We start from the raw sequence: 15,287 nt of genomic DNA on the forward strand, positions 1-15,287 counted from the left end.
GCTCCTTGAAATGAGGGCGTGCGCCATCGCTCGGCCACCGAGAAGACCGCTTTTGGCGCGGAGTTTGCGAATGATGATCTGGCTCAGGCGGCCAGGGCTGAGGGGAGGTGGCGTAGATGCACCGGCAGCTTGGCCGCGATCTCGTCGTCAGACAGGGTGTCGAGCAACTTCAGAAAGCTGCCTTCACTGCCACCGTAGAGCATCACCGTACGATGGCCTTGCATGGGCTTGGGCCAACGCGCGCTGGCATAGCCTCGATAGTCGTCGGTGGTCGTGCTCCAGATATGCTCGAGCCGTTCTTCGCGGCTCATCGCCCGGACTGGTCGGGTTTCGCGGTTAACGATCGCGGTTCGCATCGCCTCCACAGAGTTCGGGTCCGAGAGGTCGCAGTAGGTGTGAAAATAACGGACCGCTTCATCGATCCGGATCGCGTAAAATACCGATGTCACCGAACCGGTCATGAATTCCCGCATCGCAAAGATCGGCCCGCGCATCCAGAGCGGCGGCAGAATGTCGAGCATGTAAGAGTAGGAGGTTTCATCGATCTCGAACCATTCGCCGGCATAGACGGCAGACTGGTCGCCAGCAAAGCGGCCGGGGCGCATCGCGTGCCTGTCGAACATCCGGAACATGTCGGCGCGCTTGGCCACGCCCTGGAATATTTTGCGGGGAAGGGCTATCGAGGTCATCAGCTTGATCCTTTCGGGGGGGTTGGACCGAAGGCAGTACAAGTCGTTTCGACCTTGCCATTCTCTTCAGTCCTTCATGACCCCTTCCGCGCTGCCGGCCTCGTGTCCGGCCGGGTCAAGGGCCGGCGCATGCCGGGCGGAGCCTCCCTTGATGCGGCCGGCGCGCATGCGGCAGGCCTCGTTGTTCTTCTCGCTCTTCCTTTCCCATTTTTCCCTCTCCCTGTTTTGGAGAACCTCGTTCCAATCCTCCGCCGGCGGACGTAACCGCTGCCAGTCGCAGCCGGACGCCTCGGCGAGCGCCCGCAGTCGTTCTGCATAGACATCCCCTTGGGAATTGGCATCCGTGGCCGCGACCAGTGTCAGGCCCGGGCGCACCGCAAGTTCGGCAAGCGCCGCATCTGTCGCCGGAGACCACCCACCGCCAGTGCTGAGATAGAGAGTTTGCTCGCGCGAGCCCTCGATCGCTGCAAGGCTCATCGCGTCGATCGCGGCCTCGGTAACGCAGAGACGAGAGGCATCGCTTGGTCCAAAACGGAAGAGAACCTTCGAACCCCCGGTGGCAAAGCCACGCCAGTCGGGACCGCGCTCCTCCCAGCCGACGACGCGACCCTCGCTATCGACATGGGCCGCCCACATACTGCCGAAGGGTCCTTGCCGCAGGACACCCTCTTGAATAGCCTGCCGGGCGATGGCCGTCGGGATCCAGCGCCCCCAGCACAGATAGCGCCAGGCACCGGATCCGGGCGAAGGCGTGGGCCGGCTGCGCCAACGGTCGCAAATGTCTTTTACTGGCACTGAAGACCGCGAGGGCCTCCATTCCGGCCGGGAGAGTTGATACCCGACAAGTAACGCGACCGCTTGCGTTGCGGACGGGAATAAAATTCCTTCCAGGAACATGGCAAGTCCAAAGACATCGCCTTTCTCGTCGCTGAGCGGATCGAACCAGCCGCGTCCGTCATGCGTGACAATGACGATGTTGCCGCCACGCCGGTATTTGACGGCGCGGCGCGTGCTTTCCTTAATATCGACGTAGTAACCGGCTCGCTCCAGCACGGCTTCGCAACTCACCTTGGCGCGCAGCGCCTCCAACTCTTCTCTCTTCATTGTTTTCCGATCGCTTATCGATCGCCCTTCTTTTCCAATCCGCATACCTGCGGCCATTCTCGTTTCCGCCGCGAAGAATGGAGGGGGCAAGGGCGCGGCAATCAAGGTGCAGATTTGCACCCGCCGCGGCGGAGCTTCCCTTGCGGCCAACACGTCGCCAGCGGCAGGGACATGCGGGTCTCAATGAGACCCGCGCGGGAAATATTCATGCACGATCTCAAGATCGTCTTCGTCATCGAGTTCGTCGGACGGAAGGACGCCGAATTCGTCCCCGGATTTGAACAGGGTGACAGGAACCATAAGAATGCGGGAAAGCGAAAATGCGTGGCTTTGTGCAAGTGCAAGATCCTGTGCCATGTGAGAAACCTCCGTCCGGAGCAGGCCGATCCCGCTCGATGGCTTCTCAAAGGACCGGGGACGGTCGCGATCACCGCGCAGTCGAAGACAAGCGGCGGCAGCTTGCTAGCCGACCCCGATAGTGGGTTGATCGACGGAGATCCGGACATGGTCCAGAACGCCATCCATAAAGAGCGGGATTGGTTTGCTTCGGCGGGAATTGAGGTATTCGGCACAGGTCGTTCACGGAAGCCAGCTCAGCATTTGTTGCCGAGCATCTGTCTGACCAGCCCACCAGTCAGCGACGGCCGGCTTTCTCCTGATCGGACAAGGCTTTGAGAACAGCGAAGTCCATCTCAGCGCGTGGTTCTATCCGGGCTATCTCGCTTGCGACTTTCGACCAGTGCCAGAACTCGTCGAGATCACCACTGGACCGGCTATGGAACGCACGGCGCTGTGCTTCGTAGTAGGACCCGGCTGGATCCGAAATTGCGAGAAGCCTGGCATCAGCCTGCCATCGCCGCCGTATTGCCCGGCGATGTGCGAGCCACTGTGTGAGGAAGCGGATCATCAATCTCTCGAGACAGGTGGCGACAGAGGCAAGTTACCACAAACTCCGAATGATAGAGAGCTGGTATTATATGAAGTATTTCAATAGTTTAGAGAAAATCGCATAAGGATATTTATGGAACTAATTGTATAGCCATCCAGTGTACGGTTCTGATTTTCCAATCGAACCATCATCGAGATAATTATTATCCAGTTTCCAGGAAGAATGCAAAGTGCTGGAACAATATAGCGCTTGACCATATCCCCTCCAGGGGGATAGCACCGCCGCATGACAGATCAAGCGCACATGCACGAAACCCATCCGGATATCATCAAGCGGCTGAAACGCGCTGAGGGCCACCTGCGCAGCGTGATCGCGATGATTGAGGCGCACCGTCCCTGCGTCGATATCGCCCAGCAGCTTCATGCGGTGGAAAAGGCCGTCTGCCAGGCAAAGAAGGCATTGATACAGGATCACTTGGATCATTGCCTCGAGGATGCAGTCGGGAGCCTCGGCAGCGAGCAGCGCCGCACGATCGACGAGTTCAAGACGATCACGAAATACTTGTAACAGGGCCACCTCATGAACCAGACATTTCTGCTCTCCATCATGGCAACCGGCTTTGTCGTTGCATTCGCACACGCAGCCATTCCGACCCATTGGCTGCCCTTCGTGCTGGCCGCCCGCGGGCAACGCTGGTCCAGATCGAAGGCACTCGCGGTCGTGGCTCTTTGCGGCCTCGGCCATGTGCTGTTCACGACGGCTCTCGGGGTCCTGCTTGTCTGGCTGGGAATCGAGACCAGCAAATGGACAGGAGATATTTTTCCATGGATCGCCGGTGGGGCCTTGGTTCTGTTCGGCCTCTATTACCTCGTTCGTCAAGCGCAAGGCCAAGGACACGGGCATCACCATTTCGGCAAGGGGCACAGCCATGAAGGGGAAGATAACCACGGCCATGATCATTCACACGATACAGGACACAGCCACGTAAACGGCGGTCATGCCGGTCATGGTCACGACGAAGCAAAACGGATCGATACGGGCCATGGCGTCCTGATCCTGGACATCTTCGAGGAAGGCGTTCCGCCCCGGTTCCGGGTGAAGCCTGAAGGCAAAAGCATGTTGCTTCCCAAACAGGGCACGCTTTCGGTGGAAACCGTCCGTCCGGATGGGACGCACCAGACATTTCAATTCCTCGACAAGGGTGATTTTCTGGAATCAATCGATGAAATTCCCGAACCGCACGAATTCCGGGCAATAATAGTCTCGCTCTCGCACGGAAGCCACGCGCATGAACACGCGATCGATTTCGAAGAGCACGCCCAAGGCCCACACAAGGCCGCTGCGGCTGTTGTCAGCAAGCCAGGCGCTGCAAAATCGGCGCCGGCAAAATCGGATCGCACCGTTATCCTCGGACTTTTTACGCTGTTGACGTTTTCGCCCTGTGAAGGATTCCTACCCGTCTACGTCTCCGGCATTGCCTTCGGTTGGGCCGGGTTCATCCTCCTCAGCGCGGTTCTGGCGTTTGCGACCATCGCTGGCATGGTGGTTTTCACATGGCTGACCCTGACCGGCACGGAGCGTCTGAAGCTCGGTTTTCTCGAACGTTACGAGAGCGGCATTCTGGGAACGATGATCTTGCTTCTGGGCATCGGCATCATCTTCTTCGGTTTCTAGGCGCGCGAAAACCTCGTTCCGGTTGCTCTGCGGCCCCAGAAATCATGCCGTTTCATCACGGCTCGGAGCGAAAGTCGGCTTGCCGTTTACCTTCGCATCGCTCGCGATCATGGCCGCAGTCGCGCCTGTCGCGGCGACGCGCCTGTGGCCTGCCAATGACCCGGATGAAATCGAACACGTCCACAATGCGCTTGATCCCGACCATCCCGAGGCCGTAGCGTTGGTTTCCCGCTAAACAACGCTACCAGACATTTAAGCACGACCGCGTAGGATCGATGGTCTTGCGAATTTTTTGGATTCGGCAACGCGGCAACTACTCCCAGAGGGATATTCCCTCTTGGGTTAAGGCTCGTTGCACAGCAGCCCGCTCCTCCAGCCGACGTGCATGAGAGGTCCAAGCGGGATAGGTATTTCGCATGTCAACGGCCATACGATTTCCCCACCTGTAGAAGACGAGCAAATACGGATCAACGATTGAATAGGACTCTCCTACGGCCCAATCTCGGTCGTCAACTTGGATTCTATAAGCGCAAACGCGGAAGCCAAGTGCTCCTCTCCTTTATGAACCAAGGGCTCGTACATCGATTGATCCGGTAAGAAAAAGTCGGCGCGCCAGATCATTCGGACGGCGACCGCGTGAACCGCACTCGATAGGCAGTTAAACCATTCGATGGAACGGATGATGTTTTCTGCATCCGTTCCCAGGAGCCGCGCGTCTGGATTCGTCAGGCCTAGGTGAAATAAGATTGCCGGCGCTTCAGTGAGAGAGTTCAGTTGGACGATGACAATGTACAGACAGGCCTCGAGCTTTGGTGTCCGCCGCGATGGAGGCACCGCTTATTCCGGCGGCGTTACCCGATACTACGATCCATTGCTCGAAAGGTCACAGTCTGGTCACCTAGCCCTGAAGAAACCATCGCCCGCATGGACCGTGCTTTGCGCGAATTCCGTATCCGCGGCGTCGCCACGAACCTGACCTTCCTTGAAGCGATCATTTCGCACCCGAAGTTCAAGGATAATACCTATACGACCCGGTTCATCGACACCACGCCGGAACTGTTCCAGCAGGTGAAGCGCCAGGACCGGGCCAGCAAGTGCTCACCTATCTCGCCGATGTCACCGTCAATGGACATCCCGAAGCCAAGGGTCGCCCAAAGCAGGAACGCCGATGCTGCCAAGTCGGTCATCCCGCGCATCAAGGGCGAGATCGTCGACGGCACCAAGCAGAACCTCGATGCGCTCGGCCCGAAGAAATTCGCCGAATGGGCGCGCGCCAAAAAGCGCGTGCTGCTTACCGATACGACCATGCGAGACGGTCATCAGTCGCTGCTCGCCACGCGCGTGCGCACTTATGATATCGCCGACATCGCCGGCACCTTATGCCCGGGCCTTGCCGAACCGGTTTTCACTCGAATGCTGGGGCGGCGCGACCTTTGACGTCTCGATGCGTTTCCTCACGGAAGATCCGTGGCAGCGTCTTGCCAAGGTGCGCGAAAAATGCACAGAATCTGCTTCTGCAGATGCTGCTGCGCGGCGAAAACGGCGTCGGCTACAAGAACCATCCGGACAAGCGGCCGTTTCCGTATCGCGTTTGAGTCCAATGTCAGGATCGGAGCCATTGCAGCAATTCGGATCCAAGAAGCTGCGCGTTCAATTGCTCGTCGGAGAGTTCGACGAAGCCGTCGAGGTCGCGCACGATGACGACGCCGGTGTTCTTGAAACGCTTGGCGATCGTTTCGAGGAACTTGAATTCCACGGTATGCTCGCAGGCGCCCATGAACAGGAAATACACCTGGTCGCCGCGCTTCTCCGATTCCTCGAGAACCCACATGGTCCGTTCTTCATCCGAAGGATCGTTCTCACCATCGGTAACGAAAATGACGACCGACCGTTTCTTTGCCGAAACCGGCGCTTCCTTGGTGCTCCCGCCGAAGAACCGGCTGAAGAAGCCTTCGCGTTCCTTTTCGCGTGGCAACCACCCGAAATGCTGCAGATTGCGCTCCAGCACATAGCTGTAGGTGGTCCCGCCCTTCCAGCCTGGCACTTTGTCGATCACGTTGCGGACGATGTAGTTCTCGCAATCGTCCGGAGTGACCGTTCCGACATGGTGAACGTGGCCCTTGCCGTTGCTGAAGCTGAAGACGTCCACCTTTCCGTCGGGGTCGAGCACCATGCCGTAGGGCACCAGCCGTGCGACGAGCTTGCTTGTGGTGCCTTCCTCATGCTCGTGCTCGAAAGAGCCCGAAACGTCCATGTCGAAGATCAGTTCGGCCTTGATGTCAGCCGCGACACCCGCCTTGTCGAGAGAAAGACGCAGCGTTTCCGCCGACTTCTTGAGGTTGAGTTGCAGTGCCATGGCCGATCGGTCCTCACTCTTTGAGTTGCTGAAGGATGTTCCGAAGCTGATAGGAAAGTTCGCCGGCTTCGGTCGGGGTCAGCTTGCGGTTGTTCTCCAGCATCGTCGTCAGCGACGCGATGCTTCCCAAAAAGCCTGGAACCATGACGAGCGCCACATTCTGGATCGCCCCGATGAGCCGGATCGGCTGTTCGATCTGCACGTCGCGCATCGAGGCGCCGCTGCGGATCTGCGCCACGGTTTGCGTCAGGCTCATGGCCCGCTCCAGGAAACGTTGCGAGAGCGGCGGCCGGCTCACGCGCAGATGGTCCGACAGAAAGGACGCCGCGAGTGCCGAGGCCTCGGCTTCGTCCCCCATGCCCTCGATCCGGCGGGCGTGCTGTTCCAGCGTCTCCTTGAATGACAAGAGTAGCTCAAGCACCTCGCCCATCAGCCGGACCAGTTGGTCGAGCTCGATGCGCGCCGCTTGGAGCTCGCCAGCTGTGTCAATCCTGCTATTCGCCTTCTTGAAATACTCGCCGAAAATTCCAGCCGCTGCAGGGGCACCGCAGACGGCCTTGATGTCGATCGCGCCAAGGATGTCGGTCATTCGGCCGATATATCCCGTCGCCTTCTTCAGCACATCGGCCTGCGAGAGTTCGAGCGTGCGCGACACCAGGTCGCTGTAATCCTGCTGGAGGCGATGGCCCCAAAGGACCGCCTGCCTGTCCCGCGCGCTTTCGACCACGAACGACTGTATCAGCCGGAGCGCCTGCTCCAGCACCTCAGGTCTCGCCAACGGCGACAGTTTCCGAATGTCGGAAAGCTCGACTGCGATCCGCTTGCGTTCCACGCCGGGGATCGCAGTCGGCTTTGCCACCAGCGGCATCTGCGCGGACCGTCCAGTTTTCGCCGTCGCAGTCGCACTGTCGTTCCGGGTACTGGCGGGCGCCACAATTGTTGGCTTGGCGGGCGCATCAGTCCCAGCCGCTTCGCCTGGCTCGGCCCTTGGCGTCCGTGACCGCTCAGCCGGCGGAACGATCACCGTGGGGCGAAGCCTGCCCTGGCGATCATCCGGCATGGTACCACGCGAGGGAGGGGCTTTGTTCTGGGGCATCGCTCTCTCAGGAAAAGTGCGCGAGAACGTCGTTGAACGTGCCGGTGAAGCCTCGGCCGACGGCCGCGTATTCCCAGCCCTCGGGGCCGAGCAATATGCTGCCTAGTTGGACGACATTGAACTCTTTGAATTCGTCCGACAGCTTGTAGGCGCCGAGTTGCTTCCCACTGCCGTCCGACAGTGTGATGGTGCAGACGTCGATGTCGCCGAACGCCGCTTCCTCCTCCTGTTCGGCGCCCTGCTCGGTCTCGTGGCTGCCCCCATGTTCGGCTTCATGGACGGTGACGAAGATCGGTATCTCGTTGACCCCCGCCGGCAGCTTGGAGCCGTCAATGACTATGGTCTCGGTGTTGTTCTGCACTCTCTTGTCACCACTGTGGAACAGCCCACCGCTGGGCGTCTGGAAAGATCCTTCGGGGTTTGACGGCAAGGTGCCGCCATTCGGGTTCATCCGCGTGGTATTGTAGGTCGACAGCACGCTGGTAAGTTCCCTCACCTTCGCGCCGTTCCCGTCACTCCGCGCCTCAAGCGCGTGAACGTCGACATCATCGGCGTGGTCGGCATCGCACATCCACTCAACCTTCACGGTGAACTGCGCTCCCTTGTTGAGGGAAAGCTTGAGCTTTGGCGTCGCGGTGCCGGGCTTTTCAAGGGAAAGGGTCAGCATGCTTGTGAAACTCCTGTGATCTGACTGCGCCCATGTTTGGGCGCGGGAAGCCGGCGAGCGCGTTACCGCGACGACAGGGCGGCAAGCTCCTGACGGGCGGCGGCGAATTTCTGCCGCGCCTGCTCGAATTTTTCCTCGGTCGACTTCTTCGCCGCCGCGACGAGGCCGTGGATCTCGCTGGTGGTGGCGATGATCTGCTCGATCTGCTGTGCCTGCGCAAGGCGGTTGTCGCCCGGCGCCTGCGCGGCGGTGACCGCGATGTCTTTCAGGGCGCGGCCGCGCATCTCGGTCAGCTGCTTGTCGAGCTTGGCCTGGCGGCCGGCCAGCTGCTGCACGCTCTTCACCGCGAACGCGCCATGGATCGACAGCAGCGTCATTTTGATCGACGCGAACCGCGACGCCACCGTGGTGGCGGTCTCCTGCAGGGTCGCAATGCCGGCCTGTTCGATCTGCTGAATCACCAGCTGGTCGGCCGGCAGCCGCGTGTAGGTGCCTTCCAGCGCCAGCGCGCGGCTCTCGATCAGCCGCAGCCTGTCCTTGAACTCCATCATTCTGGTCTGCGCCACCGGATCGGCCGGATTGAGCTGCGCCTCCTCGTCGGCGACATAGGCGCGCGCCTTGTCGAGGAAAGCGCGGGCGACTGCCGCAGCCACGGTGAAATCGCTGAAATGCGCGCCGTAGCTCTGCTTCAGGGCATCGAGCGCCTGCAACTCGCCGAACAGCTTCTGCATTTCGCCGGAAAGTTCGCCTTCGAGCTTCATCATCCGGTCAGCGAGCGTCCTGGTTCGTCCGGTGATAAGGTCGCCGATTTCCGCCAGAAATTCCGCCGCGACCTCCTCCGGCCGCTTGCCGCGAAACCTTCCCAGCAACGAACTCAGGAAATCCGGTTTTTCGCCGTTCTGGAGCTTGTCGAGGATTTCCGGGAGATCGGCATCCTCGACGCCCTGTTCGAGACGGCCGAGCAGCGCGAAGACGGCGGCCGCGCTGTTCTTGTCGAGCCGTGCCAAGAAGCCGTCCAGCGTCCGCTGCAATGCCTGCTCGGCCTCCAGACCGATCCTGATGACGTCGCCCGACTGCATGGCGGGAAAGTCGAGAGCGGCAAGCGCCTTCTCGGCTTCCAGCACTTGCGCCTCGCTGAGCACAATGGCCCCCGTGTTCATCGGTATCGCCGGAACGGTACTTTTCGGTGGCTCGCCAGTAAGGAGGCTGGGGGAAGAGTCGATGATTGTCGGTTTCATGACTTGATCCTCCTCAACATACATTTCTTGCTTGACGTGAGAGGAGTATCTCTTATCGCTGAAGCATCCAAATCGCAAGTCGATACGATTCTGCGGGTCAAGCGGCGAGCGCTGCCTTATCCGCCGCCAGCGCTACGTCCGTGGCCGTCAAGGTGAGGCCGGCCCGCACAGCGAGATCGTCGGTGATGCTTTTCAAACATACGTGATGTGGTCGGCCTCTCCGCCACCGCCGACCCATGCCATCGTGTTGTCTGTCGATGAGAAGAGCAAGAGTCAGGAGCTTGATCGCACACAGGGGCGACATCGGAAATGGTCGGTCTCGCAGAGTTTGTGATTGGCCAGCGCCCGGATCACATAGCAATCCTCGACTTGCGTTCCGTGGCAGTGGCTGGTGATCCGCTCCAGCTCTGTCTCTAGTTTTCTAAGTCTGACGATCTACTCGCGCACCTCCGCAAGCTGAGTCGCCGCGATCCGCTCGGCATCGGCGCACGGCCGCTCCGGATGCTGGCTAAGGTCGATCAGTTCCCGGATCGCTTCAATCGTGAGCCCAAGTTCTCTGGCATGGCGGATGAAGGAGAGACGCTCCTGCTCACGCCCACTGTAGCGCCGCTGATTGCCCTCTGAGCGCTCGGCGGGTTCAGCACGCCCATCTGTTCATAGTAGCGGATAGTCGGTATTTTGACGCCAGTCGAGGGTGATAGATCTCCAATGGTCAGCATGAATGGTCTCCGATGGGAACTGAAGTGACTAGAGATCTGGCGATGAAAGCAGGCGTCGTCAATATGTAGGTACATAACGCATGCAGGGGCGCTTCACTTGCAGAAAGCGGAACTGCTCTACTGCCGGCTGTTGGACGATCGGTAACGAATCGTGAAGCGTGTCCCTTGAACCTCTAGGTACTCGAGATCCGATACTCTCTTTTGCGCTCGCCAATCCCTTTGGCGGATAACGCCGAAAACATCAGGAGACGACGATGAACGATCTTGCGACCCCGGACGTGCAGGACAAAGCACAGGGGCTTCTTTGCCCGGCTTGCAGGGTCAATCTTGTCATGAGCGAGCGTCAGTCGATCGAAATCGACTATTGCCCGAACTGTAGGGGCGTCTGGCTGGACAGAGGAGAACTCGACAAGATTATCGATCGCAGCCTTACCGCTGAACCCCCGGTTGCTCAGCGTTCGGGGATCGCAAAGTCGCAGCCGTTCGCGCCGCACTATCCCGCTGAGGATCATCGTGACGGCGGCCATGGTTCCGGCCATGGTGCCCACGGGCAGAACCGCCGTCACGGATCGTTCCTGGGGCGGCTCTTCGACTAGATGGAATAGGCTTCACCAAAAGAGTTTGTCTCAATCGCTTATTCAAAAAGACAAGGAGCTAACATATGGGCGCTGGCCATTCTCACACGGCGGCACGTCCCACAGGCACATCCGCTGGGCGGCACAAAAGCAGGCTGGCGACGGCCCTGGGACTGACGGTAGCGTTCATGCTGGTCGAGGTCGTCGGCGGTCTCTGGACGGGCAGCCTGGCGCTTTTGGCGGATGCGGCCCATATGCTGACGGATGCCGGTGGGCTGGCTCTGGCGCTGATCGCGATCCGGTTTTCAGAACGACCCGCGACGCCGCAAAAGACCTATGGCTATGTCCGCATGGAGGTTCTCTCCGCGCTGGCAAACGCAGTGATTCTCATGTTGCTGACCATTTACATTTTCTATGAGGCGTATGAGCGGTTTGTCGATCCACCCCAAATTCTCGGCGGTCCTATGCTGATCGTCGCCGTCATCGGCCTGACAGTCAACCTGATCAGCATGAAGCTGCTTTCCGCCGGATCGTCCGAAAGCCTGAATGTCAAGGGAGCATATTTCGAGGTGCTCGGCGATATGCTGGGATCACTCGGCGTCATCGTTGCCGCCGGTGTGGTGATACTGACCGGTTGGTCGCTTGCAGATCCAATCATTGGTGCCGCCATCGGGCTGTTGATCCTTCCCCGGACATGGGTTCTCCTCAAGCAAGCCGTTCATATCCTCATGGAGGGTACGCCACCGGAAATTGACATGTCTCTGCTGGAAGTGAAGCTAATGGGCATTCCCGGCGTCGAAGCCGTCCACGATCTGCATGTATGGACAATCACATCTGGACTGGATGCCATGAGCTGTCACCTCGTCGTTACCGATATGGCGGAGGTCCGTTCGATCCTCTCCAGCGCCCGCAGCACGATGGAAGAAAGCTTCGGCTTGTCGCACGTTACGATCCAAGTGGAGGATAAGGTTATGCGTGAGGCGGAAGGCGAGATGAAAATCTAGCGGTGCCGATCTGTTCGGCCAACCGCACAACTCCATCAACCGAGCTAAGGACGTCGACATGTATGAACGCGACAGAAGCGCAAGACAATACGGCCATCCGCCCTGGCAGCCAACGACAGGCGGACGCCCGACGAAAGCCGGCGGGCCGGTGGTCTGGTTCGTCATTGTTATCGGGCTCGCCCTCTGGTCGTTTCTGGCGTGGATCGGCTACGTCTCTGCCGAAGGGATTCTGAACTGGATCGCCGGCAACGCCTATACCGTTGTTGAAAACGGCAAGACCATCGCCGGGGCAGCGGGCGTCGGTAAGGACGCCATCACTGTCATTGAAGGCCTCAATCTCGGCGATTTGGCAGGAAGCGCGATTGCCTTGCTAAAGATCGTTCTGAAGCCCGCCATTATCGTCGTCTGGGCGATCGGTGCATTGGTGCTGGTCGCTGTTCCCCTGATCCTGGCGAAGGCACGGCGGTTCTTGGTCGGCTTACGCCGCTGATCCGGCGGATGGTCTTCGTGCTGTCCGCCAATTTAGTTAAGCAGGAACAGATTTTCCACTTGTAGCTCTAGTCGCTTGAGGTCCTATGGTGGCGGCATTGAATTCAAGGATATCCCATGACCGAGCCAGTAAAGACACGATTCAGAGTGAGTGGTATGGATTGCGCATCCTGCGCGACGAAGATCGATACGGCCGTCAGGCGAATGCCCGGCGTCGAGGATGTCTCGGTTTCGGTGACCGCCGGCACGATGACGGTGACGCATGGCGAAAGCAGTGACCTGACGGCGATCGGCAAGAAAGTCTCCGGGCTCGGATACAATGTAGTTCCTATCGCCGATAAAGCCACTGCTGCCCCGGTCGCAAAGGCTGCGCATGTGCATGGCCCGGGCTGTAGCCATGACCACGGCGCCGGTTCGCACGACCACGCGGGTCATGACCATGACCGGCATGATCATGACGACCACGATGGCCACGATCACGGTGGTCACGGTCATGACGACCACGATCACGCAGGTCATGATCGCAATCAAGCAGGCAAAAACGAGAGCCCCGTTATCCCGCTTGTCGAGGCGCCGCAGATACGATTCAGGGTCGGGGGCATGGATTGCGCGTCCTGCGCAACAAAGATCGACACGGCCGTCAGGCGGATGCCCGGTGTCGAGGATGTCTCGGTTTCGGTCACAGCCGGTACGATGACGGTGAAGCATGATGGGACAAGCGATCTCGACGCGATCGGCAAGAAGGTCGCAGGGCTGGGCTATTCGGTTGTGTCATTGGCTGCCGATGAAAACAAATCGAAGGCCGCGTCCGTGGATGCGGGCGACAATCGTGATCATTCCGGCCATGCTCATGGCAAGGCTGGCGGCGAACCGGAAAGCCTGCACGGGCATGACCATGGACCGATGAGCGGCCCGTGGTGGAAAAGTAAAAAGGGGCGCTTGACGATCGTTGCCGGTGGTGCGCTGGTTTTAGCCTATGGGATAGGCCATCTTTTTCCGGCCATTGCCTTCTTTGCCTTTACGGCTGCGATGCTCGTCGGCCTTATACCCATCGCACGACGCGCCGTGATGGCGGCGTTGGCCGGAACGCCGTTTTCCATTGAAATGCTGATGACAATCGCGGCTGTCGGCGCGCTGTTTATCAATGCGACCGAAGAGGCGGCTGCGGTCGTGTTCCTGTTCCTGGTCGGCGAACTGCTGGAGGGCGTTGCCGCAAGCAAGGCACGCGCGAGCATCCAGTCCCTGACGGAACTGGTTCCGAAGAACGCTCTGCTGGAGGAGAACGGGCAGACGCGCGAAGTGCCGGCGGAAAGCCTCGCCGTTGGCGCGGTCATTCTCGTGCGTCCGGGTGACCGGATCTCGGCCGACGGCGTGATCGTCTCCGGCGAAAGCTCGATCGACGAAGCGCCGGTGACGGGCGAAAGCACACCGGTCGCCAAGGGTTTGGATGACAAGGTTTTTGCAGGCACGGTCAATGGGGATGCAGCACTTCGAGTCCGCGTCACGGCCGCCGCCGCCGACAACACCATTGCTCGTGTGGTCAAGCTCGTCGAGGAAGCGCAGGAATCGAAGGCGCCGACAGAACGGTTCATCGACAGCTTCTCCCGCTACTATACGCCGGCTGTGGTCGTGGTTGCCGCACTCGTCGCGACCATTCCGCCGCTGTTCATGGGCGGCGTCTGGTCGGAATGGGTTTACAAGGGCCTTGCCATTCTGCTGATCGGCTGCCCTTGCGCTTTGGTCATATCGACACCAGCAGCCATTGCCGCCTCGCTTTCCGCCGGGGCGAGGCGCGGGCTTCTTCTCAAGGGTGGCGCGGTTCTCGAAACCCTCGGAAAGCTGACGGCCATTGCGCTCGACAAGACGGGCACTCTGACCGAAGGCAAGCCAAAGGTCACCGACGTGATCGCCTTCGACCGCAATGAAGCCGATGTGCTGCGCTTGGCCGCAGCGCTCGAAACCGGGTCCAGCCATCCGCTGGCCATGGCCATTCTCGGCAAGGCCGCGGAGGAAAAGGTTCAGGTTCCGGCGGCCGAAAATGCAAAAGCTCTCGGTGGCAAAGGTGTGACCGCGACCGTTGAGGGTATCGAGATTTTCCTCGGATCGCCGAAGTCGGCAGCCGATCGAATGCCGTTGTCGAACGATCAATTGACGCTGATCGCCAGGCTGAATGACGAGGGCAAAACTGTGTCGGTGCTGATTGTCGGCGATATGCTTGCCGGTGCCATCGCCATGCGGGACGAGCCACGGGCGGATGCGAAGGCCGGGTTGAAGGCACTGGCCGATGTGGGCATCAAGACCGTCATGCTGACGGGCGACAACGCGCGCACGGCGAAGGCGATCGGCGCTCAGCTTGGCATTGAAGTTCGCGCCGAGCTGATGCCGGAAGACAAGCAACGCATCGTCGGCGAACTTCAAAAGGAAGGCTACGTGGTCGGCAAGATCGGCGACGGCATCAACGATGCGCCGGCGCTTGCGGCCGCCGATGTCGGCATTGCCATGGGGGGCGGCACGGATGTGGCGCTCGAAACAGCCGATGCAGCTATCCTGCATGGCCGCGTCGGCGACATTGCCGAGATGATCGATCTTTCGAAAAGAACGATGCGCAACATCTTCCAGAACATCACGCTTTCGCTGGGATTGAAGGCGGTGTTTCTCGTGACCACGATCATGGGCATAACCGGCTTGTGGCCGGCGATTTTGGCGGATACCGGCGCAACCGTTCTGGTGACGATCAACGCGCTGCGTCTCCTTCGCCCCATTAAATCCTAAGCATTTCAAAGCGGA

Annotated in this window: 14 protein-coding genes and 2 pseudogenes; 9 read left to right on the forward strand and 7 right to left on the reverse strand. The window is 59.7% G+C overall.

The features are described from left to right. Nucleotides 1-83: 83 nt before the first annotated feature. Nucleotides 84-689: a DUF1419 domain-containing protein gene (locus tag ACT6VE_RS19870; protein WP_444800224.1), complete on the reverse strand. Its 606-nt coding sequence runs from the start codon at nt 687-689 to the stop codon at nt 84-86. A 66-nt stretch (nt 690-755) separates the two neighbouring features. Further along, complete coding sequence (locus tag ACT6VE_RS19875) at nt 756-1,850, reverse strand: DUF3991 and toprim domain-containing protein (protein ID WP_444800225.1); 1,095 nt, start codon at nt 1,848-1,850, stop codon at nt 756-758. A gap of 150 nt (nt 1,851-2,000) precedes the next feature. On the opposite strand from ACT6VE_RS19875, the gene ACT6VE_RS19880 reads away from it, so the two are divergent. From ACT6VE_RS19880 to ACT6VE_RS19900, 5 genes and pseudogenes are all read left to right on the forward strand, one after another. Next, the gene (locus tag ACT6VE_RS19880; protein WP_444800296.1) at nt 2,001-2,468 is read left to right on the forward strand and encodes a hypothetical protein; all 468 of its coding nucleotides are present in this window, start codon (nt 2,001-2,003) and stop codon (nt 2,466-2,468) included. A 499-nt stretch (nt 2,469-2,967) separates the two neighbouring features. Continuing rightward, a complete protein-coding gene (locus ACT6VE_RS19885; protein WP_092938485.1) occupies nt 2,968-3,249 on the forward strand; it encodes a metal-sensing transcriptional repressor in 282 nt (93 codons plus the stop codon). A 39-nt stretch (nt 3,250-3,288) separates the two neighbouring features. Next, nucleotides 3,289-4,356: a hypothetical protein gene (locus ACT6VE_RS19890; RefSeq protein WP_444800226.1), complete on the forward strand. Its 1,068-nt coding sequence runs from the start codon at nt 3,289-3,291 to the stop codon at nt 4,354-4,356. Between the two features lie 79 nt (nt 4,357-4,435). Next, on the forward strand, nt 4,436-4,591 hold the full coding sequence (locus ACT6VE_RS19895) for a hypothetical protein (RefSeq protein WP_175386672.1): 156 nt from the start codon (nt 4,436-4,438) through the stop codon (nt 4,589-4,591). Nucleotides 4,592-5,137: 546 nt separating this feature from the next. Beyond that, nucleotides 5,138-5,924: pseudogene (locus ACT6VE_RS19900) on the forward strand (pyruvate carboxylase); the annotation flags it as partial. A 35-nt stretch (nt 5,925-5,959) separates the two neighbouring features. Here the strand turns inward: ACT6VE_RS19900 and ACT6VE_RS19905 are convergent. The 5 genes and pseudogenes from ACT6VE_RS19905 to ACT6VE_RS19925 all read right to left on the reverse strand — a co-directional run bounded on the left by ACT6VE_RS19905 (nt 5,960) and on the right by ACT6VE_RS19925 (nt 10,432). Further along, the gene (locus ACT6VE_RS19905; RefSeq protein WP_092938489.1) at nt 5,960-6,712 is read right to left on the reverse strand and encodes a VWA domain-containing protein; all 753 of its coding nucleotides are present in this window, start codon (nt 6,710-6,712) and stop codon (nt 5,960-5,962) included. A 13-nt stretch (nt 6,713-6,725) separates the two neighbouring features. Further along, the gene (locus ACT6VE_RS19910) at nt 6,726-7,772 is read right to left on the reverse strand and encodes a hypothetical protein (RefSeq protein WP_444800227.1); all 1,047 of its coding nucleotides are present in this window, start codon (nt 7,770-7,772) and stop codon (nt 6,726-6,728) included. Nucleotides 7,773-7,815: 43 nt separating this feature from the next. After that, nucleotides 7,816-8,475: a TerD family protein gene (locus tag ACT6VE_RS19915; protein WP_092938493.1), complete on the reverse strand. Its 660-nt coding sequence runs from the start codon at nt 8,473-8,475 to the stop codon at nt 7,816-7,818. A 62-nt stretch (nt 8,476-8,537) separates the two neighbouring features. Further along, nucleotides 8,538-9,713 carry a hypothetical protein gene (locus ACT6VE_RS19920; protein WP_444800228.1) on the reverse strand — a complete coding sequence of 392 codons (1,176 nt, stop codon included), beginning with the start codon at nt 9,711-9,713 and terminating at the stop codon, nt 8,538-8,540. 273 nt (nt 9,714-9,986) lie between these two features. Beyond that, nucleotides 9,987-10,432, reverse strand: a pseudogene (locus tag ACT6VE_RS19925) (MerR family transcriptional regulator). 254 nt (nt 10,433-10,686) lie between these two features. Here ACT6VE_RS19925 and ACT6VE_RS19930 point away from each other — a divergent pair. The 4 genes from ACT6VE_RS19930 (at nt 10,687) to ACT6VE_RS19945 (ending at nt 15,272) form a co-directional block, all read left to right on the forward strand. Then, a complete protein-coding gene (locus ACT6VE_RS19930; RefSeq protein ID WP_092938497.1) occupies nt 10,687-11,028 on the forward strand; it encodes a TFIIB-type zinc ribbon-containing protein in 342 nt (113 codons plus the stop codon). A 65-nt stretch (nt 11,029-11,093) separates the two neighbouring features. Then, complete coding sequence (locus tag ACT6VE_RS19935; RefSeq protein WP_444800229.1) at nt 11,094-12,011, forward strand: cation diffusion facilitator family transporter; 918 nt, start codon at nt 11,094-11,096, stop codon at nt 12,009-12,011. Nucleotides 12,012-12,069: 58 nt separating this feature from the next. Further along, the gene (locus ACT6VE_RS19940; protein ID WP_245292626.1) at nt 12,070-12,501 is read left to right on the forward strand and encodes a hypothetical protein; all 432 of its coding nucleotides are present in this window, start codon (nt 12,070-12,072) and stop codon (nt 12,499-12,501) included. A gap of 116 nt (nt 12,502-12,617) precedes the next feature. Further along, nucleotides 12,618-15,272, forward strand: a complete 2,655-nt coding sequence (locus ACT6VE_RS19945) for a heavy metal translocating P-type ATPase (RefSeq protein WP_312360945.1) — start codon at nt 12,618-12,620, stop codon at nt 15,270-15,272. Nucleotides 15,273-15,287: the final 15 nt, after the last annotated feature.

Source organism: Shinella sp. (genome assembly GCF_052438155.1).
Taxonomy (GTDB): domain Bacteria; phylum Pseudomonadota; class Alphaproteobacteria; order Rhizobiales; family Rhizobiaceae; genus Shinella.

Excerpts from the sequence above, each read along its gene's own strand:
- ACT6VE_RS19880 (WP_444800296.1), top strand. The coding sequence starts at position 2,001 with ATGCACGATCTCAAGATCGTCTTCGTCATCGAGTTCGTCGGACGGAAG.
- ACT6VE_RS19875 (WP_444800225.1), bottom strand. The coding sequence starts at position 1,850 with ATGGCCGCAGGTATGCGGATTGGAAAAGAAGGGCGATCGATAAGCGAT.
- ACT6VE_RS19910 (WP_444800227.1), bottom strand. The coding sequence starts at position 7,772 with ATGCCGGATGATCGCCAGGGCAGGCTTCGCCCCACGGTGATCGTTCCG.
- ACT6VE_RS19890 (WP_444800226.1), top strand. The coding sequence starts at position 3,289 with ATGGCAACCGGCTTTGTCGTTGCATTCGCACACGCAGCCATTCCGACC.
- ACT6VE_RS19920 (WP_444800228.1), bottom strand. The coding sequence starts at position 9,713 with ATGAAACCGACAATCATCGACTCTTCCCCCAGCCTCCTTACTGGCGAG.
- ACT6VE_RS19940 (WP_245292626.1), top strand. The coding sequence starts at position 12,070 with ATGTATGAACGCGACAGAAGCGCAAGACAATACGGCCATCCGCCCTGG.
- ACT6VE_RS19935 (WP_444800229.1), top strand. The coding sequence starts at position 11,094 with ATGGGCGCTGGCCATTCTCACACGGCGGCACGTCCCACAGGCACATCC.
- ACT6VE_RS19870 (WP_444800224.1), bottom strand. The coding sequence starts at position 689 with ATGACCTCGATAGCCCTTCCCCGCAAAATATTCCAGGGCGTGGCCAAG.
- ACT6VE_RS19905 (WP_092938489.1), bottom strand. The coding sequence starts at position 6,712 with ATGGCACTGCAACTCAACCTCAAGAAGTCGGCGGAAACGCTGCGTCTT.
- ACT6VE_RS19945 (WP_312360945.1), top strand. The coding sequence starts at position 12,618 with ATGACCGAGCCAGTAAAGACACGATTCAGAGTGAGTGGTATGGATTGC.
- ACT6VE_RS19930 (WP_092938497.1), top strand. The coding sequence starts at position 10,687 with ATGAACGATCTTGCGACCCCGGACGTGCAGGACAAAGCACAGGGGCTT.
- ACT6VE_RS19885 (WP_092938485.1), top strand. The coding sequence starts at position 2,968 with ATGACAGATCAAGCGCACATGCACGAAACCCATCCGGATATCATCAAG.
- ACT6VE_RS19915 (WP_092938493.1), bottom strand. The coding sequence starts at position 8,475 with ATGCTGACCCTTTCCCTTGAAAAGCCCGGCACCGCGACGCCAAAGCTC.